The organism is Rufibacter sp. DG15C, assembly GCF_001577755.1.
Taxonomy (GTDB): Bacteria; Bacteroidota; Bacteroidia; order Cytophagales; family Hymenobacteraceae; genus Nibribacter.
The window spans coordinates 3,614,243-3,638,173 of the sequence record NZ_CP010776.1 but is presented as its reverse complement, the minus strand read 5'-3'; the positions used below and the strand labels follow the sequence as shown (position 1 = coordinate 3,638,173).

Below are 23,931 nucleotides of genomic sequence, written 5' to 3'. Positions count from 1 at the left end.
TGCTACTAATATACCCATTCCGGCGGCGCGCATTATTTTGTATCTTTGCCTCTTGTATTACCGATTTCTATGAAGAACATCCGCAATTTTTGCATCATTGCCCACATTGACCACGGCAAAAGTACCTTGGCAGACCGTCTGTTGGAGTTTACTTCTTCTGTGACGGAGCGCGAAATGCAAAACCAGCTATTAGATAACATGGACCTGGAGCGCGAGCGCGGCATCACCATCAAGAGCCACGCCATCCAGATGAACTATGTCTACAAAGGCGAACCGTTTGTGTTGAACCTGATTGACACCCCGGGCCACGTAGACTTTAGCTATGAGGTTTCTAGATCCATTGCCGCCTGTGAAGGGGCTTTGCTGATTGTAGACGCCTCGCAAGGCATTGAAGCACAGACCATCTCTAACTTGTACCTGGCCATTGGCAATGACCTGGAAATTATTCCGGTCTTGAACAAGATTGACTTGCCACATGCCATGCCAGATGAGGTAAGCGACCAAATCATAGATTTGATTGGCTGCGAAAAAGAAGACATCATCCATGCCTCTGGTAAAGCAGGTATTGGGATTGAGAACATTCTGGCCGCCATCTGTGATCGCATTCCAGCGCCCAAAGGCGACGTGCACGCACCGTTGCAGGCCTTGATTTTTGACTCGGTGTTCAACTCGTACCGCGGTATTGAGGTGTACTTCCGGATTATGAATGGTACCCTGCGCAAAGGCGACAAGGTAAAGTTCATTGCCACCGGTAAGCAATATGAAGCTGATGAGATTGGGGTGTTGAAACTGAACCAGGAACCGCGCCAGATTATGGCCGCTGGGGATGTGGGGTATCTTATCTCAGGTATTAAAAATGCGAAAGAAGTTAAAGTAGGGGATACCATCACCCATGCTTCTAACCCAGACACCATCCAGATCCAGGGATTTGAAGAAGTGAAGCCCATGGTATTTGCCGGTATCTATCCGGTAGAAACCACTGAGTACGAAGAACTGCGCTCCTCTATGGAGAAACTGCAGTTGAATGATGCCTCCCTGGTGTGGGAACCTGAGACCTCTGCCGCTCTTGGCTTTGGTTTCCGTTGTGGGTTCTTGGGCATGCTCCACATGGAGATTGTGCAGGAACGTTTGGAGCGCGAGTTTGACATGACCGTGATTACCACGGTGCCAAGTGTGCAATTTAAGGCCTTCACCACCAAAGACGGCGAGATTAAAGTGAACGCCCCGTCAGAGATGCCGGAGCCAAACTACATTGACCATATTGAAGAACCGTTCATCAAAGCACAGATCATCTCCAAAGCTGAGTTCATTGGCCCCATTATCACGCTCTGCATGGACAAGCGTGGTATTCTATTAGCTCAGAACTTCCTGACCTCTGATCGGGTGGAGCTGGTGTTTGAGATGCCGCTCGCTGAGATTGTATTTGACTTCTTTGACAAACTGAAGACCATTAGCCGCGGCTACGCTTCTCTGGATTATGAACTGATTGGGTTCAGAGAATCTCATATGGTGAAGCTGGACATCATGCTTAACGGCGAGAAGGTAGATGCTCTTTCTGCCATCGTGCACCGTGACAAGGCTTATGACTGGGGCAAGCGCCTCTGCGAGAAACTACGTGAGTTGCTCCCACGTCAGATGTTTGAAATTGCTATTCAGGCCGCTATTGGGCAGAAGATTATTGCCCGTGAGACTGTGAAGGCGCTTAGAAAGAACGTATTAGCCAAATGCTACGGTGGTGATATTTCGCGTAAGCGTAAGCTCCTTGAAAAGCAGAAGAAAGGTAAGAAACGCATGCGCCAAGTAGGCAACGTAGAGATTCCGCAGGAAGCTTTCTTAGCCGTATTGAAATTGGATTGATATAGCCTTATGACAGTACAAGCAAAAAGCCCCGACAGAAATGCCGGGGCTTTTTGTTGTAATTGCCTTTCCGTTTTTGCCCTGGTTTCCAGGAAATAGCCCAAAAACGGAAAACCAGAATAATTACTGCCTGACTGGTTGATCTGGAAATGCGGTTCTTAGCTTTTGGTCAAATCATAGATGTCTTTGATTTCTTCAAGAATAGCTTTGAAATCAATATTCAGGTCAATGATTTTACCAGAATGGATGTCGAAGACCCAGCCGTGCACCACGGGATAGCCGGTGTTCTGGTAGCTGAGTTGTAGGGCGGCGGTTTTGATGATGTTGGTGCACTGCTCTACCACGTTTAATTCCACCAATCGGTCATAGCGCTGGCCTTGGTCTGAGATGGCGTCTAGTTCTGCCTTGTGGTGGCGGTAGACATCTCTAATATTTCTAAGCCAAGGGTTTAAGATACCCATGTCTTTTGGCATCATGGCGGCTTTCACACCTCCGCAGTTGTAATGCCCGCAGACAATGATGTGCTTCACGTTCAAGTGCTTGATGGCGTAGTTCAAAACAGACATCACGTTCAGGTCAACGTTGTTTACTAAGTTGGCTACGTTGCGGTGAACAAACACTTCGCCGGGACCCAAGCCCATCACTTCTTCTGCGGTCACGCGGCTGTCACTGCACCCAATATAGAGATAGTCTGGGTTGTGATCGGCGGCTAGTTCTTTAAAGAAGTCTTTGTTGTTGCTGGTTTTTTGGGCTATCCAAGCCTGGTTGTTTTGGAAGATTTCTTCGTAGGTGGTCATAGGTTGGTCATTATGCTGGCAAAACAAGTGTTCAAATGTACGCAACCAATGTCATGCGTCAAACGGTTTTCAAGGGGAGGCTAAAGCCAAAGTGATTTAGCGCCATGGTAAATAAATAAGATTAAAGAAGGCATTTTACAAGAAGGGGTGTACTTTTGGTCTTCGTTTCACCTCTTCCTTTTCTTATCTCCATGATTCTCTTAGACGGAAAGAAAACCTCAGAAGCCATTCAAAGTGAAATTGCCGCTGAAGTGGCGGAAATCAAAAAACACGGCGGCAAAGCTCCCCATCTGGCGGCCATTCTAGTAGGGCATGACGGTGGCTCCATGACCTACGTCAACAACAAGGTGCTGGCCTGCGAGCGCGTGGGATTTGACTCTACGTTGCTGCACTATGAAGACACCATCACAGAGGAAGAGCTGCTAACCAAAATCAAAGAAATCAACCAGGACCCCAACATTGACGGGCTTATTGTTCAGTTGCCGCTGCCCAAGCACATCAGCAGCAACAAGGTATTGGAGGTAATGGACTACAAGAAGGACGTAGACGGTTTCCATCCCGTGAACGTGGGCCGCATGGTGACAGGGCTGCCTTCTTACTTGCCCGCCACGCCCTACGGCATCATGCAACTACTGGAGCGCTATAACATTGACACCAAAGGAAAGCACTGCGTGGTCATTGGCCGCAGCAACATTGTGGGCACGCCCATCAGCATTCTCATGAGCAAGTGCACCATCCCCGGCGAGAGTACCGTGACCATTTGCCACCGCAACACGGTAGACCTACCTATGCACACCCGCATGGCGGATATCTTGATCGTGGCCGTGGGTAAACCGGGCATGGTGACGGCAGACATGGTTAAAGAAGGCGCTGTGGTCATTGACGTGGGCACCACCCGCGTGACAGACGCTTCCAGAGAAAGAGGTTGGCGACTGCGCGGCGATGTGGACTTTGAAAACGTAGCCCCCAAGTGCAGCTACATCACCCCGGTGCCGGGCGGCGTGGGTCCTTTGACCATTTCCATGCTCCTGAAAAACACCCTGAAAGCCGCCAAGAAAGAAGTTTATGGCTAGAAGCTTGGGGTAAAATAGCCCAAACCGGAATTATTCTATTTTGTACCTTTGCAGCAGCCTTTTCTCTTTAAGAGAAGGCTGCTGTTTGTTTTATTGAATTTACCATAACAGGTTGGGCAACTAACTATCCGTTCAATTTGTTATCCATTTACAACCGATTCCGTTTTTGGCCCGTTTTCTAGAAATAAGGCTAAAATTGAAATCTATTTGAATACCGCTTTGGAAGAGATCTTAGAAATAAAAACCGCCTCTGTACATACCGTTCCTAAAGATGGCACCAAACTGCCGCTCATGGAGCACTTCTACACTATTCAGGGCGAAGGCTACCATACAGGCAAGGCTGCCTACTTTATCAGATTGGGCGGCTGCGACATTGGGTGCCACTGGTGCGACGTAAAGGAGTCTTGGGACGCCAACCTGCACCCGCTCACCGATACGGACTGGATAGTGCAACAAGCCATCCAGTACCCGGGCAAAGCCGTGGTGGTGACCGGTGGCGAGCCCTTGCTGTATAATTTGGACTACCTGACCAATGAATTACAGAAGCGCGGCGTACAAACCTTTATTGAGACGTCTGGGGCCTACCCATTGAGCGGTACCTGGGACTGGATCTGTCTTTCTCCTAAGAAATTTAAAGGACCGCACCCCAACGTTTTGCCGCACGCCGGTGAGTTGAAGGTGATTGTGTTCAACAAAACAGACTTTGCTTGGGCAGAAGAGCATGCGGCGTATGTGGGCCCAGAGACCCGTCTCTATTTACAACCCGAGTGGAGCAAGGCAGAACAAATTATGCCTTTGATAGTTGAGTACGTGAAGGAAAACCCCAAATGGCAGGTGTCTTTGCAGACTCATAAATTTTTGAATATTCCGTAAGTACATGCGTAACCTAAAGCTTCTTATTCTTCTTGTAGGTGTATTAATTGGGAATGGTAGTGGGGCCTGGGCGCAGAAAGCGCAAGGCGGTTCCACTAATTCAAAAGCCCAGAAGTCCTACCAGGAGGGAATGAAGTTGATTGGGGACCGGGAGTTTGAGAAAGCCATTGCCGCTTTTGACGAAGCCATTGAACGCGACTCCCTCTTCGGGGAGGCGTACCTACGGGCGGCAGGCTTGACGCGCATTATGCAAAAGCCCGATGCCGCCTATGCCTATTATAAAAGAGGACTGCCCAAATTGCCGCCTTCCCCAGGCTTAGCCCCAGAATACCTCACCTTCGCAGACCTTTCCTTTGACCGGGGGTTGTATAGCCAATCAGCGGAGTACTACCAAAAGTTCCTAGACCTATACAAAGGTAAGCCGTCTAAGCAGAGCCTGCACGCCGGGCAGCAACTCAAAAACGTGGACTTCGCCTTGAAGGCTATTGCCAATCCGGTGGCGTATTCGCCTGTTTCCTTAAGCCAGGTGGTGAACGCCATGGGCATGCAGTATTCGCCGGTGCTCACCGCCGATCAACAATCCTTGCTGTTTACCGCCCGCACCGGCAAAGGCGGCCTAAACGATGAGAACCTTTATCTATCTTTAAAACAAGACGGGGAGTGGCAAGCACCGGTTTCCGTATCAGATAAAATCAACACAGAGCTTAATGAAGGCGCGGCCACCTTCTCCGCTGACGGTCGGGTGCTGGTGTTTACCTCTTGTAACCGCAAGGACTCCTTCGGCAGCTGTGACCTGTATATCTCTTACAAGGAGGGTTCCAATTGGTCCAAGCCGGTGAACATGGGATCCAAGGTCAACACTGCCGCTTGGGATTCTCAGCCAAGTTTATCTGCGGATGGTAGAACCATTTATTTTGCCTCTAACCGGCAAGGGGGATTGGGCAGCGAAGACATTTGGATTACCCACCAGCAGGAAGATGGTTCCTGGGTTGTCCCGGTGAATGCCGGTAAAGCCATTAATTCGCCGGGGCGCGAGGCGGCTCCTTTCTTGCACGCCAGCAGTGCCACGCTATATTTTGCCACAGACGGCAGGCAGGGCATGGGCAAGCTGGATTTGTTCAAAGCCACCAAGTCAGAGAAGGGATGGAATGAGCCTGAGAACATGGGCTATCCGTTGAACACGCACCGTGACGAGACCTCCATCTTTATCACCGCTGACAACCATCTAGGTTACTATTCTGGGCAACCCAGCAAAACCGGCAATGTATTGATAGGGCTGTCACAGTTTGAGGTCCCGGAGGTATGGAAAGGCAAAGTAAAGAGTAGTTACGCGCAAGGGAAAGTGTATGATGCTGTCACCAAAAAGCCGATGGCCGCGCAGGTCCAAGTCTATTATTTAGATTCTGCCAGCGTCTTGACCCAACAGGTTCCCTCAGACAAAACCTCGGGCGCGTACACCATTGTGCTGAACCAAGGGGAAGAGTACGCCTTGTATGTTACTGCGCCGGGGTACGTTCTGGAAAGCCGCCATATTTCAGAGAAGTCCACTACCCAACCGCTGGCTTTGGACTTCTATTTGCAGCCCATCAGCAAAGGGTCCAAAGCCGTTTTGAGCAACCTGTTCTTTGACACCGGCAAAGCCACCTTAAGAGCAGAGTCCCGCACCGAGTTGGACAAGTTGTACCAGTTCATGAAAAGCAACCCCAGCGTGAAGGTGGAGATTGCCGGGCACACCGACAATGTGGGCCAGCCGACTAACAACCTAAAGCTGTCCCAAGCCAGAGCACAGGCCGTGGTCAAATACTTGGTGTCCAAAGGTATTCCAATAGAAGTTTTCATGGCCAAAGGCTATGGTGAAACGCAACCCAAAGCAAACAATAACACAGAGGAAAACCGCCAACTCAATAGAAGGATAGAATTAAGAATCCTTTAATGTTTGATGTCCTTAGTATGAAATATTCGTTTTTGGCCTGATTTCCAGAAAATAGCCTAAAAACAAAAAGGCCCTGAAAACTCAGGGCCTTTTCTATGATGTTCTGCTAAATTCTTAGCGTTTGTTAATATCAGTATAGTTGCGCTCAGTAGCACCTGTGTACACCTGACGTGGACGACCAATTGGCTCTTTGGCCTCACGCATCTCTTTCCATTGGGCAATCCAACCTGGTAGACGGCCTAAGGCGAACATCACAGTGAACATCTCCGTTGGGATGCCCATGGCGCGGTAGATGATACCAGAGTAGAAGTCTACGTTCGGGTACAGCTTGCGCTCTACAAAGTAAGGATCGTTCAAGGCAGCTTCTTCCAATTCTTTGGCAATGTTCAAGATTGGGTCGTTCACGCCAAGAGCGGTCAATACGTCATCTGCGGCCTTTTTGATAATAGTCGCGCGTGGGTCAAAGTTCTTGTACACGCGGTGCCCGAAGCCCATCAAACGGAAAGGATCATCCTTGTCCTTGGCTTTGGCAATGAATTTCTTAGAATCTCCGCCATCGGCTTTGATAGCCTCCAACATCTCAATAACGGCTTGGTTGGCACCACCGTGCAACGGTCCCCAAAGGGCCGAGATGCCAGCAGACACAGAAGAGTAAAGCGAAGCATTGGCAGAACCTACCAGACGCACCGTAGAGGTAGAGCAGTTCTGCTCATGGTCTGCGTGCAAAATCAATAGTTTGTTCAAGGCACTCACTACCACAGGATTCAGTTCATACTCCTCAGTTGGGTACGCGAACATCATGTGCAAGAAGTTAGAGCAATAGTCCAGCTTGTTTTTAGGATAGTTTACTGGGTGCCCAACAGAGTTTTTATAAGACCAGGCGGCAATGGTAGACAATTTGGCCATTAAACGGATAATGTCCAGGTCACGGGCCTCTTTGGTTTGGTTAGGGTTTAACGACTCTGGGTAGAATGCTGTCAAGGAGCTTACCAAGGCAGACAGGATACCCATAGGGTGCGCCGTAGACGGGAAGCCGTCCAAGATTTTGCGCATGTCCTCGTTTACCAGTGTGTGTACTTTAATCTGATTGCTGAAATCCTCAAGCTCTGTCTGGGTAGGAAGCGTGCCGTAAATCAATAGGTAGGCTACTTCAATGAAGCTAGACTTTTCTGCCAATTGCTCAATTGGATAACCGCGGTAGCGTAGAATGCCTTCTTCACCGTCCAGAAAGGTGATGGCGCTTTCTGTGGCACCGGTGTTCTTGTAACCAGAATCTAGGGTGATATAACCTGTTTGCGCGCGCAGAGCATTGATATCAATGGCCTTTTCATTCTCGGTTCCCTCTACAACCGGGAACTTGTATGACTTGCCATCTAAGATAAGTTCAGCAAATTCTGACATATTACTTTTTTGAGTTTAAGAGTTTGTGTTGCCTTCGCCGGCGAAGTTAGCCAAAAGCGCCTAAAAATGAAAAATGTTATGCATTACTCCCTTTTTAAAGGCAAAATTTTATTCTAGCTATTGGCCTATACGCCTTTTTTATGGATTTGATTAAAACCTTTCCTCTTGGTGCTTTACCAAAGGATACTAGTAAAGAGCGTTAAATATTGTAATGACAATGCCTTGACCTCTCATTGGATGACAAGTTCCTTCTCCTGAAGCACCCTTCACGGCGTTTATGCGTAGAGCCTTGGAATTAATTGCATTTGCAGTAGCTATTCCCTGACTGACACTACCTATGAGCATTATACATTATCCAGGCCAGCCCTTCCCGTTGGGTGCCACCTGGGACGGCGAAGGAGTTAATTTTGCCCTATTCGCCCACTATGCCACGGGCGTAGAACTTTGCCTTTATGACTCGCCAGAATCTACTACAGAATCAGAAAGGATTAAAATTAGTGAGCGTTCACACCAAGTATGGCATATCTACATCCCTGAATTAAAACCAGGTCAGTTGTATGGCTTTCGGGTACAAGGGCATTATGAGCCTGAGAATGGGCATCGGTTTAACTCCAATAAAGTTTTAATAGATCCTTATGCCAAAGCCATAGCCGGCACCATCAATTGGCATGAATCCTTGTTTGGCTACCAGTTTGGGAGTGAGCAGGAAGATTTGAGCTTCAGTGAGTTGGACAGTGCGCCGTACATCCCTAAATCAGTAGTGGTAGATTCCGCTTTTGACTGGGGCAATGACAAGCCACCCAAGATTCCCTATTACAAATCCATCATCTATGAGGCGCACGTCAAAGGCTTCACCCAGTTGCATCCAGAGATTCCGGAGAATATTAGGGGCAGCTATGCCGCCATTGGCCACCCCGTAACTATCAATTACCTCAAAGAATTGGGTATTACCGCCATAGAGCTATTGCCGGTACACCACTTTGTCACAGACTGGTACCTGCAGGAGAAAGGCCTCACCAATTACTGGGGATACAACACAATAGGGTTCTTTGCGCCAGACGTGCGGTACTCTAGCAGCGGCGTTTTGGGCGAACAGGTGGTGGAGTTTAAGACCATGGTTAAAAACCTTCACCAGGCAGGCATTGAGGTCATTCTGGACGTAGTTTACAACCACACCGGTGAAGGCAATGAGAAAGGTCCCACCTTGTCGTTCAAAGGCGTAGACAATGCTTCTTATTATAGACTCACGGAGGAGGACAAGCGCTACTACATGGATTATACGGGTACGGGCAACACGCTAAATGCCAACCTTCCCAGCGTCCTACGCCTAATCATGGACAGCCTACGTTACTGGATTCTGGAGATGCACGTAGACGGCTTCCGGTTTGATTTGGCGGCGGCATTGGCTAGGGAGTTGCATGACGTGGACCGCCTTTCAGCCTTCTTTGATATCATTCACCAAGACCCTATCATTTCCCAGGTTAAACTCATCGCGGAGCCCTGGGACATTGGAGAGGGCGGTTACCAGGTAGGTAACTTTCCGCCGGGCTGGACCGAATGGAATGGCAAGTACCGCGATTGTATGCGGGATTTCTGGCGAGGGGAGGAGAGCATGCTGGCTGAGTTTGCCAACCGGTTCACGGGTTCTTCAGACTTGTACTCAGATGACTTTAGGAGGCCCACCGCCAGCATTAACTTCATCACGGCCCATGACGGCTTTACGCTTCATGATTTGGTGTCTTACAATGAAAAGCACAACGAGGCCAACGGCGAGGACAGCAAAGATGGGGAAGACCATAACCGCTCTTGGAACTGCGGCGCCGAAGGCCCTACCGAAGACCAATGGATCATTGACCTGCGCAACCGCCAGAAACGCAATTTCCTGACTACGCTCTTCCTTTCGCAAGGCGTACCTATGCTGGTGGCCGGCGACGAGTTGAGCCGCACTCAACAAGGAAACAACAATGCTTATTGCCAGGACAATGAAATCTCCTGGATTAATTGGGACAAGGCAGACAAAGACTTGTTGGACTTTTCTAAAAACCTGATTAAGCTTCGGAGGCAGCACCCAGTCTTTAGGAGAAGGCGTTGGTTTCAGGGCAGGCCCATTAAAGGTTTGGGAGTAGAGGACATTGCCTGGTTTTTGCCAGACGCCTCAGAAATGAGCGATGAGCACTGGGACCAGGACCATGCTAAATCACTGGCCGTGTATTTAAACGGAAGAGGCGTGCATACCCGTGGCCCTAAGGGCGAGGTGGTGATTGATGATTCCTTCTATGTCATTTTCAACGCTTACCATGACTCCCTGGTGTTTCATTTGCCACCAGAAAAATATGGCAGCCTGTGGGCGGTGGCCGTAGACACCTTTAGAGGATTGGTTGAACCAGCGCAGCCAGAAATCTACAGCGCCGGAGACTCCTTCCATGTAGAGGGACGATCCGTGTTGGTCTTGAAAAACCATGTCCATGAGGTAGAGCCAGAACAAAATGTATAAACCGCTTATTCAAAAAAGATCATTGGGAGTGAGTTTTTCTCCTACCGGCCAGGCCCAGGTGCTCGTATGGGCCCCTGAGGCTGAGCAAGTAGAGCTGATCCTGAACGAAGGCAACACCAGCGTGCCCTTAAAAAAGGAGGAGTTTGGGTACTGGTCCGTGACCACAGATTTGGTTTCGCCAGGAGACGCCTACAAGTTCAGGCTTAATGATGACCAGGAATTCCCAGACCCGGTTTCATTGTTCCAGCCAAACGGCGTGCACGGCGCTTCGCAAGCCTATGATGAAACTTCATTTAATTGGGAAGATGACAACTGGCAGTGCCCGCTTTTGGAGGACTTTGTCCTGTATGAACTCCATACCGGTACGTTTACGCCAGAGGGCACCTTTGCAGGCATAGAGCAAAAGCTAGACCATCTGCTGGAACTGGGAGTGACCGCTATTGAGATCATGCCCGTGGCGCAATTCCCCGGTGACAGAAACTGGGGCTATGATGGCGTCTTTCCGTTTGCCGTGCAAGATTCCTATGGCGGGCCAGAAGGCTTGCAGCGCATGGTGAGTGCCTGTCACCAGAAAGGAATGGCGGTGGTTCTGGACATAGTGTACAACCACCTAGGGCCCGAAGGTAATTACCTGGGGGCCTATGGGCCTTATTTCACCAACAAGTACAACACTCCCTGGGGACCGGCCATCAATTTTGACGATGCCTGGTGTGACGGGGTGCGCCGCTATTTCAGTGAAAACCTACTCATGTGGTTTAGGGACTTCCATGTAGACGCCGTGCGTCTGGATGCGGTCCATGCCATCAAGGATTTCAGCCCTGTGCACATCCTCAGGGAGATGAAGCAGCAAGTGAACCAACTCATGGAAACCACCGGCCGCACGCATTACATGATAGTTGAGCTGGATTTGAATGATACGTGTTTCATCAATCCCCTGGAGGAGCAAGGATACGGCATGGACGCGCAATGGGTTGATGAATTCCATCATGCCCTTAGGGTAACCATGACCGGCGATCAGACCGGGTATTATTCTGATTTCACAGGGATTAGTGACCTAGGCAAAGCCTACAAAGACGCCTATGTCTATGACGGCCAATTCTCGCCGCACCGTCAAAAATCATTTGGGGTCAAGGCCGAGGGAAATCCAGGAAAGCAGTTCATTGTTTTCACCCAGAATCATGACCAGGTAGGTAACCGCATGCTGGGGGAACGCCTCACTGAGCTAGTCAGTTATGAGATGCAAAAGCTGGCGGCGGGCGCCGTGATCTTAAGCCCGTTCCTGCCCATGCTGTGGATGGGCGAAGAATACGCAGAGCCAAACCGGTTTCAGTACTTCGTCAGCCACACAGACCCAGAATTGGCCGAAGCCGTCCGCCAAGGGCGCAAAGCAGAGTTTGGCATGTTCCATGCCCAAGGCGAAGCACCAGACCCCATGGCCGAGGAAACGTTCCTTCAATCCAAACTACAATGGGACCTGCTACCTCTGGAGCCCCACCAAACCCTCTTCCGGTATTACCAAACTCTACTAAAGCTTAGAAAGGAGCTGCCCGCCTTGAAACACTTGGACCGCCAAAACCTGGAAGTGGTAGAGAACGATGCGCACAAAACCCTGCAGTTGCGCAGGTGGCATGACGAGGAACAGGTACTCTGTCTGATGAATTTCTCCAATGCCCCGCAGACGGTAGCCCTGCCACTGAATGCTAAAACCTGGAACCTGGTGCTAGACTCCGCTGCTCCGGAATGGAAAGGGCCTCAACCATCGGCACCCACCGCCAACGCTGGAACCGAAGTACTGATGCAACCAGAAAGCCTTCTGGTGTTTCGGGGTCAGTCTTAAGGGCAATTTAAACCTATGGCTTATTCCGTTTTTGGCCTTATTCCCAAGAATCAGGCCAAAAACGGAAATATTTACCAACCACCGCTTTACCATTATTTAAGAGTCTGCTTTAGGGCCTTAAATTTCAAACCATTACAAGTACCATGCACAATCCCGTTGCCACCTACAGACTGCAGTTCCACAAAGAGTTTACCTTCCAGGATTTTGAGCGAACCTTATCGTACCTGCAAAAATTAGGCGTGAGCACCATCTACGCCTCGCCGATCTTTGAGGCCACGCCTGGCAGCACGCACGGCTATGACGGGGTGAATCCGCACCACATCAACCCAGAGATTGGCACGGAGGAAGAGTTGAGGACCCTGGCCAACGGCTTAAAAGAGCAAGGCATCAGTTGGTTGCAGGACATAGTGCCCAACCACATGGCCTTCCATCCCAACAACCCTTGGCTTATGGATGTGCTGGAGAAAGGACCTATGAGCCAATACCATGCATTCTTTGACATCAACTGGTCCTGCCCCTTATACAATGGCCGCGTGATGGTACCTTTTCTGGGCGCTCCTTTGGCAGAGGCAATACAAAACGGTGAATTAAAAGTGGGGTATGACGAGGCCCAGAAGCGTTTGGTCTTTAACTACTATGGCAGCGCCTACCCTTTGAACATTCGGTCATACGATGCCTTGCTAAAGGACCAGGGGGCATCCAACCAAGCCGTGAAACAATTGCTAGACCGGCTGCAAGAAATACATCAAGAGGAGGATGCCAAAGCGCTGTTTCTCAAATGGGAAGAGTTTAAGCAGCAGCTAGCCGCCTTGATGAAGAACCCGGAGACCAGCCCGGCAATTGTCAGCCAGTTGGAAGCGATCAATACCAATCAGGAGTGGATTCAAGAACTGACCAGCCAGCAAGTGTACCAGTTGTGCCACTGGCAGGAAACCGACGCACATATCAATTTCAGAAGGTTCTTCACGGTGAACGGATTGATCTGCCTGAACGTCCAAGATCCGCACGTCTTTGACACTTACCACCAGTACATCAAGGAACTGCTTGACCAGGGCATTTTCCAAGGACTCAGGATTGACCACGTGGACGGCCTCTATGATCCTACCGGCTATCTGAATCAACTACGAGAGTTGGCTGGCCCCGAGACCTATATTTCCGTGGAGAAAATCCTGGAGCCCGGCGAAACCATGCCTGACCAGTGGCCCATTCAAGGGAACACCGGGTATGACTTCCTTTCTTATGTAAACAACCTTTTCACTTATAGCCCAGGCCAGGAAACCTTTAACAAATTGTACCAGGAACTGGTAGGAGAGGAAGCCCGCGTGCATGATCAGATCCATGAGAAAAAAGCCTTCATCTTGCAAGAGCACATGGGCGGAGAATTGGAGAACTTGTTCCAATTGTTTCTTTCCCAACGGCTGGTGCAGGAAGACGTGCTCAGCACGGTTAGCCCCGAGGAGCTGAAGGCCGCCATCGGGGAGTTTTTGGTGCAGTGCCCAGTGTACCGGTATTACGGTAACCAGATGCCCTTAGAAAAGGACGAGGCGGAGGCGGTGCAAGTCATTTTCAATGGCATCCGGAACAGCAAGCCAGACCTTTCTGGGGCTGTGGAAATTCTGGAAAGAGCTCTTTTAGGGGCGTCGCCTGAAGGCGAAGATGACACCTACTTAGAGCGGTCGCAGCGGTTTTACCAGCGCCTGATGCAGTTCACTGGTCCGCTCATGGCCAAAGGCGTGGAGGACACCATCATGTATACCTACAACCGCTTCATTGGCCACAACGAGGTGGGGGACGCGCCGGAGTCCTTCGGGATGAGCTCGAAGCAGTTCCACCAACTCATGGACAACCGGCAAAAACACTGGCCCCTGTCCCTCAATGGCACCTCCACCCATGACACCAAGCGCGGCGAAGACGTACGCGCCCGACTGAACGTCCTCACGGAGCTGTCCGAAGAATGGGCTTCGGCGGTGCAAGAGTGGCGCAAATTGAACGCTGATCTTAAGCAGAATAACGCCCCAGACGCCAATGATGAATACCTGATTTACCAGACCTTGTACAGTGCCTACCCCATGGCCGGAGAGGAGGAGAACGGATTCGCTGAACGTCTGCAGGAGTATCTGCAGAAAGCCCTGCGCGAAGCCAAAACCCATTCCAACTGGACCACGCCCTACGAAGCTTATGAGGCAGCCACCAAAGAGTTCGCGGTTAAGCTCCTGGACCAGGGCCGGCCGTTTTGGAACCATTTTCAGGATTTCAGGCTAAAAACGATGGACTACGGCATTGCCAATTCCCTGAGCCAGGTTTTGCTCAAGTTCACCGCGCCGGGCATCCCAGACGTGTACCAGGGCACCGAACTCTGGGACTTTAGCCTGGTGGACCCCGACAACCGCCGGCCCGTAGACTATAAAAAGCGGCAGGCCTGGCTGGAGGAACTGGACAGTTATGACCTCAACAAGCAGGAGGCGCTCTGGGAGGACCTGTGGACCAACAGAACGGACGCCCACATCAAGCTATGGCTCACCAGATCACTTTTCACTGAACGTAAAAACAACGCAGACCTATTTGCCAAAGGCGTTTACCTGCCCCTGGAAGTAGAAGGCGAGCATAAGGATCACGTCCTGGCGTTTGCTCGGAAGCACCTGCGTACCTGGTACGTGGTAGCGGTGCCTTTGCATTTGGCGGCGCTGGCAAAAAAGCAGGGCGTAGAAACGCTACAGGAGATTGACTGGCAAGACACCAAAGTCCTGCTGCCCAAAGATGCGCCCAAAGATTGGCAGGACCCCTTGTTGCGGGGCAGCGGCCAGTATGCGCATGAGCTAAAGGTGAGCGACCTTTTTAGGATCTTTCCTTTGGCTTTGCTGAAACTAGAAACCAAGAATGAGCGCGGCGCGGGCATTCTACTGCACATCACAACGCTGGCTTCCTCTTTCGGGATTGGGGATCTGGGGCCAGAGGCCCGCAGGTTCGCGGATTTTCTACAGGCTAGCAACCAGAAATACTGGCAGTTACTCCCGCTTAACCCGGTAGAGGCGGGCCAGGGCTATTCGCCGTACAGTTCCATTTCTAGCCGCGCCGGCAATCCTTTGCTTATCTCTCCGGAACTATTGGCCAAAGAATGTTTGCTCCAGGAAGATGAGTTATCAGCTTACCATTTGCCCCAAACCGGCAGCGTAGATTATGAGCTGGCCAAGCGTGTGAAAGAGGAATTGCTGGAAAAGGCCTGGCAACAGTTTAACGCAGGTGATTATGCCCCAATGCAACAGCAGTTCACGGAATACTGCCTCTCTGAGGCCGGTTGGCTACATGACTTCTCATTGTATGTGCTGCTAAAGGAGCAGAACAAGGGGCAGGCCTGGTTCCAGTGGGAGGAGCCCTTTCGTCAGAGAGACGCCTCCGCCTTAGAGGCGGTAAGCCAGCAGCATGTAGAGGCTCTGACTAAAATCAAATGGGTGCAGTTTTTATTTGACCAGCAATGGAAGCGCCTGCGCACCTACTGCAACAACCGCGGCATCCAGATGTTCGGGGACATGCCGTTTTACATCAGTTATGACAGCGTGGACGTGTGGAGCAACCGAGACATCTTTGCCGTGGATGACGCGGGGCAGATGACGGGAGTGGCGGGCGTACCTCCAGATTCCTTCTCAGAAGATGGCCAGTTGTGGGGCATGCCGGTCTTTAAATGGGATGTGCTCAAGGCACAGAACTACGACTGGTGGATAGGGCGCCTGCGCAAAAACATGGAGCTGTATGACTTGGTGCGACTGGACCATTTCAGGGCCTTTGCAGATTACTGGGAAGTGCCCGCCGGCGAGCAGACCGCCAAAAACGGGGTATGGCAACCAGGACCGGGCGCTGACTTCTTCACGGTGGTAGAGAAGGAATTGGGTAGCCTGCCGTTCATCGCAGAAGACTTGGGCGAAATCAATGACTCGGTCTTAAAATTGCGGGATGATTTTAACCTGCCGGGTATGAAGATCCTACAGTTTGCCTGGGGAGAAGACATGCCCCAGAATGACTACATGCCGCACAACTACGCCCGCAATTTTATAGCCTATACCGGAACCCATGACAACAACACCACGCTGGGCTGGTACCGGCAGGAGGGCAGCGAATTCCACCAGCAGATAGAGCACTACGTGGGGCGTGAGCTGAGCGAGGAGGATATTTACTGGGTCATGGCCCGCCTAGCCTACGCCTCGGTGGCCAAAACTGCCATCCTCCCCATGCAAGACGTGTTAGGCATTGACGAGCAGGGGCGTATGAACACGCCTGGTCAAGCCCATGGCAACTGGGGGTGGCGGTTAATGCCCGGCCAAATAAACAAACAAACCCAAAATCAGTTGAAAGAGTGGACGTGGTTGTATAATAGAGGGTAACCTATACTAAGTAGCCAAGTAAATAAGTTATCTTAGTATCCTTCCATTCTACATTGAAAAATTAATCATCCACTCATTAACTTTCGTCACTATGAAAACATTGAAATCATCCTTTTTGCTGTTAACAGCCTTGTTCTTTTTAACCACATCGGCTTCTGTATTCGCGCAGGATGCAGTTAAACCAAAAGCTAGCCCAGCGGCGGCGGTAACAGGTAAAGTGGGCAATGCCACCATTACCATCAACTACAGCAGCCCTTCGGTGAAGGGCCGTACCATCTGGGGCGAACTGGTGCCCTACAACAAAGCCTGGAGAGCTGGCGCTAACGAGGCCACTACGTTCACCACTGACAAGGACATTGTAATAGAGGGCAAAACCTTGAAAGCAGGCAAGTACAGCCTTTTTGCCATCCCTAGTGAAAAAGACTGGCAGATCATCTTTAACTCGCAGACCGGCCAGTGGGGCACCACCCGCCAAGGTGCCAACTTTGACCCGGCCAATACCGTGCTGACGGTGACCGTTACGCCAAAAAAATCAGCTAAGATGAATGAGAGCCTGCAGTATGTGGTGAATGCCAAAGGAGTCTCTTTGCTTTGGGAGAACCTTGAAGTGCCAATTGCTATTAAGTAATCGTTTTAAAGAAACGCTTTGTAGAGGACTCCGTTTTTGGCTTGTTTTCAAGAAAACAAGCCAAAAACGGAGTCCTCTTTTTTATCTAAAATTTATATAGCAAAAACAGTTGGTGACTTAAAGGTTGGATTAGCAAGCTAAAGTAAGTGAATATAGAACCTGGAAAACATAGGTGGTTGGTTTTAGCGTATAGCAAGGGCTCTACCATTTGAAGTCAAACGTATACCATGGACTTTTCTTTTTGGCATTCTACCGAAGTGAACCTTGCCACTACGGCCTTTCGGTTGGTTCTCAGCTTGGTTTTAGGCGGTATGCTGGGTTACGAACGCGAAACCCGAAAACAGCATGTGGGCTTCAGGACGCTAATGGTCATTTCGGTTGGGTCCTGCTTGTTGATGCTTATCTCCATTTACGTACCCCAGACCTTCACCCAATACAGAAACGTGGACCCCGGCCGAATAGCCGCGCAAGTAGTATCTGGCATCGGGTTCTTGGGGGCCGGCGCCATATTTAGGTTGGGCGCCAACACGCACGGACTCACCACGGCTGCCGCCATTTGGGCAGTGGCCGCAGTGGGCTTGGCCGTGGGCATTGGAATGTATGACGCCGCTATCATTGGCACGTTACTGTTGCTCTTTGTATTGTCTGTGTTGGACAAGGTGAGCAAAAAAATCTTTATGGGAGGTTCCCTTAAGAACTTGCGCATCAGTTTTCAGTCGGCTAAAATAGAAACCACCAAGGTGTTTGTGGTGTTGGAGAAATTTAAGATCACCGTGAAGAATGTGAACGTGGAGCAGTCCAGCCAAGATCAAAAATCCCAGATCCAGCTGTACGTCTTCGTGCCCGATGACTTACATCTTAAAGAGTTCTACAAGGAATTAAATGAGCTCAAAAACGTAGGCCAAATCTCCCTGAGTCAAGATTTTTAACAGTCCTTTTTAGAGTAGTAGTAAACTGAAGGAAGCCCATGGAAGACACCCTCCGCCTTTTTGTTGCCGTTCCCTTGCCCCAAACGCTGAAGGACTATTTAGTGCAGGCACGAGGTGTGTACGATGTCCCGGGCGTACGTGCAGTGCCTGAGGAAAACCTGCACCTGACGCTATTTTTTATTGGAAACGTGCCTGCCTCTCAGCAAACTTTTATTCTAGAGGAATTAAAGAGGATCTCAGAAGTCAATGATCCTTTTACCTTGATATTAGAGCAGTTGGAGCCCGGCCCTAAACCCAAATCCCCGAGGCTGGTTTGGGTTCGGTTTCAAGAAAATGAGGCGTTCACAAATATTAGCAGGGCTTTGACCCAAGCTTTGGCAGCAACTCCGCCTAAGCAAGAGAAATTCATTCCGCATATTACTGTGTGTAGGTTAAAAAAAGACGCCCGGCCCGCCAAAAACCTACCCATTTATAAACCTGAGAGAGAAATAGCGTTTCCGGTTCAGTCCTTTGCCCTTTGGAAGTCTACCTTAGGCTCGCCGCATCCGATATACACGGTAGTACAAGAATTCGCGCTGCGCAAGAAATAATCACTGTTACTTCTTTGCGTCCTGGCTTCCGTTTTTGCCTTGTTTTCCGGAAATTAGCACAAAAACACCCTTTCCCTTTGTCTGAGTTTCAGCTGTCGCACCGCCATTTCATTTTACACAAGCCCTTCGGGTACCTGAGCCAGTTCATAGGTAACCCTAAGAACAAGAAACTGTTAGGCCATCTGTATGAGTTTCCCGGGGGCACCATGGCCATTGGGCGGCTGGACCAGGACAGTGAAGGCTTGCTCTTGCTCACCACCGACGGCAAGACGAGCGAGCATGTACGGGGCCGGAAGGTAGAAAAGGAATACTACGCCCAGGTAGACGGGCTTATCACGCCAGAAGCCATTGCCCAACTGCAGGCCGGCGGCATTGAAATTGCCCATGAAAAACAACCCTACTTCACCTTGCCCTGCCAAGCCCGTCATCTAAACCCGGCGCCAGAATTCCCAGAGCGGAGCCGCCGGGTGCGGGATGACCGGCACGGACCTACAAGCTGGGTGTCCATTATCCTCACCGAAGGCAAGAACCGCCAGGTACGCAAGATGACGGCGGCCGTAGGTTTTCCTACGCTAAGATTGATCCGTATAAGGATAGGGGAGATTACCTTAGGAACCATGGCTTCCGGCGAGGTTCTTGAAGTCCCTTCCTTTTTTTAGAAAGAAATAATTTTGCAGCAGGGACCATGGTCCAGGAAACAGGAACTTAAACCTACCACGCGCACTTCTACTAAAACAGGCAACTGCCACTTTGAAAATTTTCTGATGAGATTCTCTAGCAGAGAAGTTTTATTTCAAGTATCTTGAAGATACCTGCAAATACGCGTTTTTAATGGAGGATGCTTAGCGTCAAAAGGTAAAACAGGCATAGCGTTTGCAATGCTTGTAACAAGCTTATCTTAATACTTTAATTCTTTTAAACTGTATGTGGCACGTTCCTAAAAGCCGGTTGTTTCAAATAGGTTTCCTTTTGTGCTTGACGGGCATTGGCTTTGCGGGTGCGTCAAAGGAAGAAAGCCCTATGAAAAAGAACTTGGCTTTTTGGCAGCAACAGAAAGAAGCCAGCCTTACCACCGTCCTATTAAACAATGGCAGCAAAGCCGTTCCTATCCAGAACCTAGAGCAGAACATTGCCAGCCTATCATTGGGAGTAACCCACGCTAATGTGTTTGACAGCCTACTCAACAAATACACCGTCGTTACTTCTTTAAAGGGTGAGTCTTTGGCCACAGACACCTTGGCCCAAGGGTTTGCCCAGTACATAGCGCCTTACCAAACGGTGATTGTCCAAATTCCTGCGGAAGAGTTGCAATATGTGCCTACGCTCACCTTGTTAAAGCGCCTACAAGCCAATAAGAAGTTGTTGCTGGCTGTCTATGGCAAAAAGGAATTGTTAACGTTAGCGGACGGCCTTTCGGCGCCAATGGTGTGGGCAGATGAAGAGACACCCGCCACGGCACATTATGTAGCCCAACTGCTATTTGGCGGGGTGGCTGCTACGGCCAAACTACCTGAGACATTTTCTGACAAATACCAGCAAGGCCAGGGCTTTACCACCCAAACCAGCCGATTAAAATACGGCGTACCAGAAGAAATAGGCATTAACAGTGCAGATTTGCAACATCCCATAGACGCTATTGTGGCTGAAGCCATCAGCCAGAAAGCAACGCCTGGCGCAGTGGTCATGGTGGTGAAGAACGGCACCGTCATCTTTAACAAGGCCTATGGATCACATACGTATGACAACACACGGCCTACGCAGATAGATGACATCTATGATCTGGCCTCGCTTACCAAGACTTCTGCCTCTACGGTAGCCTTGATGCAGTTGTATGACCAGAAACGGGTAGATCTTAGCGCGCCGTTGGGAACATACATCCCATCGGTTAGGGAAACCAACAAGGCCCCTTTGCGGATGAAGCAGGTTCTATTGCACGAATCTGGTTTACCGGCCGGTGTGCCCTTGCCTGTGCCAGCCAAAGATATGCAGAAGCGCCCTTCTGACCAATTCACCGTGCAGGCAGCAGACAGCCTCTTCTTGAGCAAAGACTATTATAATGAAGTGCTGTGGCCGCGTATGGTCTTCTCTAAGTTGAACGCCCCGGGCAAATATGTGTACTCAGATTTGACCATGTATTTCATGAAGGAAATCATTGAGCGGCAGGCCCAGACGCCCATCCAGGAGTTTGTGCAAAGCCAGTTTTACGCTCCCTTGGGCATGCAAACCGCTGGGTACTTGCCATTGCAGCGCTTTGACAAAAGCCGCATAGTCCCCACAGAGAGAGACGTTTACTTTAGAAAGGCCTTATTGCAGGGCTATGTGCATGATGGCGGCGCAGCCAAAGTAGGCGGAATTGCCGGCCATGCGGGCTTGTTTTCTACGGCCAATGACATGGCCATCCTGCACCAGATGCTGTTGAACAAAGGCGCGTACGGCGGTCACCAATACGTGAAGCCAGAAACGGTGGAGTTGTTTACCTCCCGCCAGTCAAAAGTTAGTAGGAGAGGATTGGGCTTTGACCGCTGGGATCCAGACACCAGCAAACATTATCCGTCGCAGCTGGCCTCATCGGCAACTTATGGGCATACTGGCTATACAGGAACCTGTGTTTGGGTAGACCCTAAACATGATTTGGTGTATATCTTTCTATCCAACCGGGTGCATCCATCTGCTTCTAACAAACTGAATACCCTCAAGATCAGACCTAGGATCCAGGATGCCATCTACAAGGCCATTGAAAAGTCTGAGGTTGCTTCGGTGAAGTCATAGCTTTCAATTCTTATAGTATATGTTTAAGGCCGGCCAAGGGGATTATTCCTGAAAGCTGGCCTTAAGGTTTTGATGGCTATTGTCTTAGGAAAAGGTTACAGAGATTCCCCACAACTTCCCCACTTCCGTTGATAACTAGGTTTAAGGTGCAGCCTTGAGTTTATAGCCTTGACTCCAAGTTTCTTTCTGCTGCTGGTGTTGGTTTTTCTCCGCTGGCTTGGGCCTGCAAGGTTATTTCTTGTTCGCTTTGCTTTTGCTCCTGTTTCATCTCTAAGGTTAAAAAGTAGTTGAGGGCCGTCCTGATAATGGCAATGGCTCCCAGTTTCCCAATCTGGTCCCAAGTAGGGGCTATGGCGGTAGAAAGGATGTCAGCGCCTAGTTGGAATTCCAGGGCTAGTGCCAGGTACCGGGCCAGCACCAACCGGATTTTGTTGTAGCTATGAACCCTGGGCGGAATAAAGGATTTGACAAAGTAGAACAAGGCAATCAACACCCCTATGCCAATGATCAGTGCGCCCACGGTTTCAATGAGGAGTTTCAAGATTTGAACGCCCTGAATGATTTTGTCTTCTACGGAGCCTAAGCCAGTGCCTTCAGCGGTTTTAGAAACTGTTTCTTGTAAAAGGAAAAGCATAGGCCAAGGAGTATGAAGTTTACATTAGCGTTAAACGCAAATTCCCATAATTCGCTACCTGTCCGCTACCATGCACAGACTCGTTTTTTGGCTCTTTTCCAGAAATTAGCCCAAAAGCAGATTTTTATAGACCAAGTGTCTCACTTCTTGAAAGGAGCTTTTTAATATTGGAGTAGATGTATTATTAGAAGAAATCCTTGGCAGTAGTGAAGTTCTTGTGAATGAAGAACTCAGGAGGTAACAAAACCGCGTATTTTGGGTTTAAACTACAGCAGAAATCCTATTAATACTTTATGGAAAATTTATCTCCTCAGTCAGAGGCTACTATAGAAAAAGCCACGTTTGCGGGTGGTTGTTTTTGGTGCATGGTCAAGCCGTTTCACAAATATGAAGGTGTGCTGGAGGTAGTCTCTGGCTATACCGGCGGGCATGTGCCTAACCCCACCTATGAACAAGTCTGCTCAGAAACCACCGGGCATTATGAAGCCGTGCAAGTAACCTTTGACTCTGCCATCATCTCGTATCCAGAAATCCTTGACATTTTCTGGCAATCCGTTGACCCTACTGACGCTGGCGGGCAGTTTGGCGACCGCGGTTCTTCTTACAAAACCGCCATCTTCTACCATTCTGAAAAACAGAAAGAACAGGCGCAGCAATCCAAAGAGAAGACTCAGAATTCTGGGCCGTTTCAATTGCCAATAGTGACGCCTATCTTGCCGGCCCAAGAATTTTATCCCGCCGAGGACTACCACCAAGACTATTACAAAAAGAACCCCAGCCACTACGGCCGCTACTTTGTAGGCTCGGGCCGCGCCGGATTCTTAGAAAGACACTGGAAGAAAGAAGCTGAGTAATAAGAGCCATAGAACCGTTTTTGGCCTGGTTTCTAGAAAACAAGCCAGAAACGATTCTCTTGCTTTTCTTTTGCAGGCAAAGGACGCAATTGGTATAAAAATGGAACAGCGGCAGGCTATTTTTACCTTCTATGGAAACTTGAAGGATTTTCTGCCAAGCGCTAAAAAAGGGAAGCCATGGCCGTATAACTTTACCGGTAAGCCTTCTGTGAAAGATGCCATTGAGGCAATTGGTATTCCGCATTCGGAGGTAGGACAGATAAAGGTGAATGGCACCCCTATATCCTTCCAAGAGCCATTAACTCATGGAGCGTTGGTAGAGGTTTTTGCGGCAGCAGATTTTCCTTTAAAGGGCTATCCTTTGGCATTGCATCCTCCGTTGCCAGTTCCAATTGGGTTTGTGGTAGATATGCATTTGGGCAAGCTGGCCAGGTGGCTAAGGTTGTTGGGTTTTGATACATTGTATAACACGCATTTCACTGACAAGCAAATTGCCCAGCTCAGCCTATCAGAACAGCGGGTGGTATTGACAAGGGATGTGGGTTTACTCAAACACAAAACCATTCAATGGGGGTATTGGCTAAGGTTACAAATTCCAGTGAAACAACTGCAGGAAGTATGGCAGCGCTATCAGTTGGCCACTCATGAGCAACCGTTTACCAGGTGCATGGCGTGCAACCATTTTCTGATGGCAGTCTCTAAAGAATCTGTCATGGACCACCTTCCGCCTAAGACCAAACTATATTTTGAGGAATTCTACCAATGCACTGGCTGCCAAAAAGTGTATTGGAAAGGTTCTCATTATGAGAAAATGCTAGCCTTTGTTCAGAAGATTTGCTTGCCTTAAAATTATCTATACCTTTTCTTGAACCAGCTTCGTTTTTGG

The 23,931-nt window shown here is 49.7% G+C and carries 16 protein-coding genes and 1 pseudogene; 14 read left to right on the top strand and 3 right to left on the bottom strand.

Translation table 11 applies throughout. The annotated features are described in order from the left end of the window. Nucleotides 1–69 precede the first annotated feature (69 nt). Nucleotides 70–1,857 (top strand): translation elongation factor 4, encoded by a 1,788-nt coding sequence (gene lepA, locus TH61_RS15590; RefSeq protein WP_066511356.1) that lies wholly within the window; start codon nt 70–72, stop codon nt 1,855–1,857. Nucleotides 1,858–2,015: 158 nt separating this feature from the next. Here lepA and TH61_RS15585 read toward each other — a convergent pair whose 3' ends face one another. Beyond that, nucleotides 2,016–2,654, bottom strand: coding sequence for a carbonic anhydrase (locus tag TH61_RS15585; RefSeq protein WP_066511354.1), 639 nt, complete (start codon nt 2,652–2,654; stop codon nt 2,016–2,018). Between the two features lie 191 nt (nt 2,655–2,845). On the opposite strand from TH61_RS15585, the gene TH61_RS15580 reads away from it, so the two are divergent. The 3 genes from TH61_RS15580 (at nt 2,846) to TH61_RS15570 (ending at nt 6,533) form a co-directional block, all read left to right on the top strand. Continuing rightward, nucleotides 2,846–3,727: a bifunctional 5,10-methylenetetrahydrofolate dehydrogenase/5,10-methenyltetrahydrofolate cyclohydrolase gene (locus TH61_RS15580; protein ID WP_066511353.1), complete on the top strand. Its 882-nt coding sequence runs from the start codon at nt 2,846–2,848 to the stop codon at nt 3,725–3,727. A gap of 291 nt (nt 3,728–4,018) precedes the next feature. After that, nucleotides 4,019–4,600: a 7-carboxy-7-deazaguanine synthase QueE gene (locus TH61_RS15575; RefSeq protein WP_082780468.1), complete on the top strand. Its 582-nt coding sequence runs from the start codon at nt 4,019–4,021 to the stop codon at nt 4,598–4,600. A gap of 4 nt (nt 4,601–4,604) precedes the next feature. Then, nucleotides 4,605–6,533 (top strand): OmpA family protein, encoded by a 1,929-nt coding sequence (locus TH61_RS15570; protein WP_071887861.1) that lies wholly within the window; start codon nt 4,605–4,607, stop codon nt 6,531–6,533. A 114-nt stretch (nt 6,534–6,647) separates the two neighbouring features. Here the strand turns inward: TH61_RS15570 and TH61_RS15565 are convergent, their stop codons facing one another. Then, complete coding sequence (locus TH61_RS15565; RefSeq protein WP_066511346.1) at nt 6,648–7,934, bottom strand: citrate synthase; 1,287 nt, start codon at nt 7,932–7,934, stop codon at nt 6,648–6,650. A gap of 337 nt (nt 7,935–8,271) precedes the next feature. On the opposite strand from TH61_RS15565, the gene glgX reads away from it, so the two are divergent. The 8 genes from glgX (at nt 8,272) to TH61_RS15525 (ending at nt 21,557) form a co-directional block, all read left to right on the top strand. Next, complete coding sequence (gene glgX, locus TH61_RS15560) at nt 8,272–10,428, top strand: glycogen debranching protein GlgX (protein ID WP_066511344.1); 2,157 nt, start codon at nt 8,272–8,274, stop codon at nt 10,426–10,428. A 28-nt stretch (nt 10,429–10,456) separates the two neighbouring features. After that, nucleotides 10,457–12,265 carry a malto-oligosyltrehalose trehalohydrolase gene (treZ, locus tag TH61_RS15555; RefSeq protein ID WP_369796897.1) on the top strand — a complete coding sequence of 603 codons (1,809 nt, stop codon included), beginning with the start codon at nt 10,457–10,459 and terminating at the stop codon, nt 12,263–12,265. 143 nt (nt 12,266–12,408) lie between these two features. Further along, nucleotides 12,409–16,641, top strand: coding sequence for a malto-oligosyltrehalose synthase (gene treY / locus TH61_RS15550; RefSeq protein WP_066511341.1), 4,233 nt, complete (start codon nt 12,409–12,411; stop codon nt 16,639–16,641). Between the two features lie 91 nt (nt 16,642–16,732). Further along, the gene (locus TH61_RS15545) at nt 16,733–17,269 is read left to right on the top strand and encodes a DUF2911 domain-containing protein (RefSeq protein ID WP_066511335.1); all 537 of its coding nucleotides are present in this window, start codon (nt 16,733–16,735) and stop codon (nt 17,267–17,269) included. Between the two features lie 227 nt (nt 17,270–17,496). After that, a complete protein-coding gene (locus tag TH61_RS15540; protein WP_066511331.1) occupies nt 17,497–18,198 on the top strand; it encodes an MgtC/SapB family protein in 702 nt (233 codons plus the stop codon). A gap of 38 nt (nt 18,199–18,236) precedes the next feature. Next, nucleotides 18,237–18,788, top strand: coding sequence for an RNA 2',3'-cyclic phosphodiesterase (gene thpR / locus TH61_RS15535; RefSeq protein WP_066511328.1), 552 nt, complete (start codon nt 18,237–18,239; stop codon nt 18,786–18,788). A 77-nt stretch (nt 18,789–18,865) separates the two neighbouring features. After that, nucleotides 18,866–19,447: a pseudouridine synthase gene (locus TH61_RS15530; protein ID WP_197464053.1), complete on the top strand. Its 582-nt coding sequence runs from the start codon at nt 18,866–18,868 to the stop codon at nt 19,445–19,447. A 361-nt stretch (nt 19,448–19,808) separates the two neighbouring features. Then, on the top strand, nt 19,809–21,557 hold the full coding sequence (locus tag TH61_RS15525; protein WP_197464052.1) for a serine hydrolase: 1,749 nt from the start codon (nt 19,809–19,811) through the stop codon (nt 21,555–21,557). 160 nt (nt 21,558–21,717) lie between these two features. On the opposite strand, the gene TH61_RS15520 is transcribed toward TH61_RS15525, so the two are convergent. Continuing rightward, entirely contained in the window at nt 21,718–22,191 is a 474-nt protein-coding gene (locus tag TH61_RS15520) for a DUF1622 domain-containing protein (protein WP_066511322.1), read from the bottom strand. A gap of 293 nt (nt 22,192–22,484) precedes the next feature. Between TH61_RS15520 and msrA the strand changes: the two are divergent. After that, nucleotides 22,485–23,033 (top strand): annotated as a pseudogene (gene msrA / locus TH61_RS15515) (peptide-methionine (S)-S-oxide reductase MsrA); the annotation flags it as partial. 112 nt (nt 23,034–23,145) lie between these two features. Beyond that, on the top strand, nt 23,146–23,892 hold the full coding sequence (locus TH61_RS15510) for a Mut7-C RNAse domain-containing protein (RefSeq protein ID WP_066511318.1): 747 nt from the start codon (nt 23,146–23,148) through the stop codon (nt 23,890–23,892). The last annotated feature ends 39 nt before the right edge of the window (nt 23,893–23,931 follow it).

What these genes read in the sequence shown, in the direction of transcription:
- TH61_RS15525 (WP_197464052.1), top strand. Translation starts at nt 19,809, where the DNA reads ATGAAAAAGAACTTGGCTTTTTGGCAGCAACAGAAAGAAGCCAGCCTT.
- TH61_RS15540 (WP_066511331.1), top strand. Translation starts at nt 17,497, where the DNA reads ATGGACTTTTCTTTTTGGCATTCTACCGAAGTGAACCTTGCCACTACG.
- treY (WP_066511341.1), top strand. Translation starts at nt 12,409, where the DNA reads ATGCACAATCCCGTTGCCACCTACAGACTGCAGTTCCACAAAGAGTTT.
- thpR (WP_066511328.1), top strand. Translation starts at nt 18,237, where the DNA reads ATGGAAGACACCCTCCGCCTTTTTGTTGCCGTTCCCTTGCCCCAAACG.
- TH61_RS15580 (WP_066511353.1), top strand. Translation starts at nt 2,846, where the DNA reads ATGATTCTCTTAGACGGAAAGAAAACCTCAGAAGCCATTCAAAGTGAA.
- TH61_RS15570 (WP_071887861.1), top strand. Translation starts at nt 4,605, where the DNA reads ATGCGTAACCTAAAGCTTCTTATTCTTCTTGTAGGTGTATTAATTGGG.
- TH61_RS15545 (WP_066511335.1), top strand. Translation starts at nt 16,733, where the DNA reads ATGAAAACATTGAAATCATCCTTTTTGCTGTTAACAGCCTTGTTCTTT.
- lepA (WP_066511356.1), top strand. Translation starts at nt 70, where the DNA reads ATGAAGAACATCCGCAATTTTTGCATCATTGCCCACATTGACCACGGC.
- TH61_RS15510 (WP_066511318.1), top strand. Translation starts at nt 23,146, where the DNA reads ATGGAACAGCGGCAGGCTATTTTTACCTTCTATGGAAACTTGAAGGAT.
- TH61_RS15565 (WP_066511346.1), bottom strand. Translation starts at nt 7,934, where the DNA reads ATGTCAGAATTTGCTGAACTTATCTTAGATGGCAAGTCATACAAGTTC.
- TH61_RS15575 (WP_082780468.1), top strand. Translation starts at nt 4,019, where the DNA reads ATGGAGCACTTCTACACTATTCAGGGCGAAGGCTACCATACAGGCAAG.
- TH61_RS15585 (WP_066511354.1), bottom strand. Translation starts at nt 2,654, where the DNA reads ATGACCACCTACGAAGAAATCTTCCAAAACAACCAGGCTTGGATAGCC.
- glgX (WP_066511344.1), top strand. Translation starts at nt 8,272, where the DNA reads ATGAGCATTATACATTATCCAGGCCAGCCCTTCCCGTTGGGTGCCACC.
- TH61_RS15520 (WP_066511322.1), bottom strand. Translation starts at nt 22,191, where the DNA reads ATGCTTTTCCTTTTACAAGAAACAGTTTCTAAAACCGCTGAAGGCACT.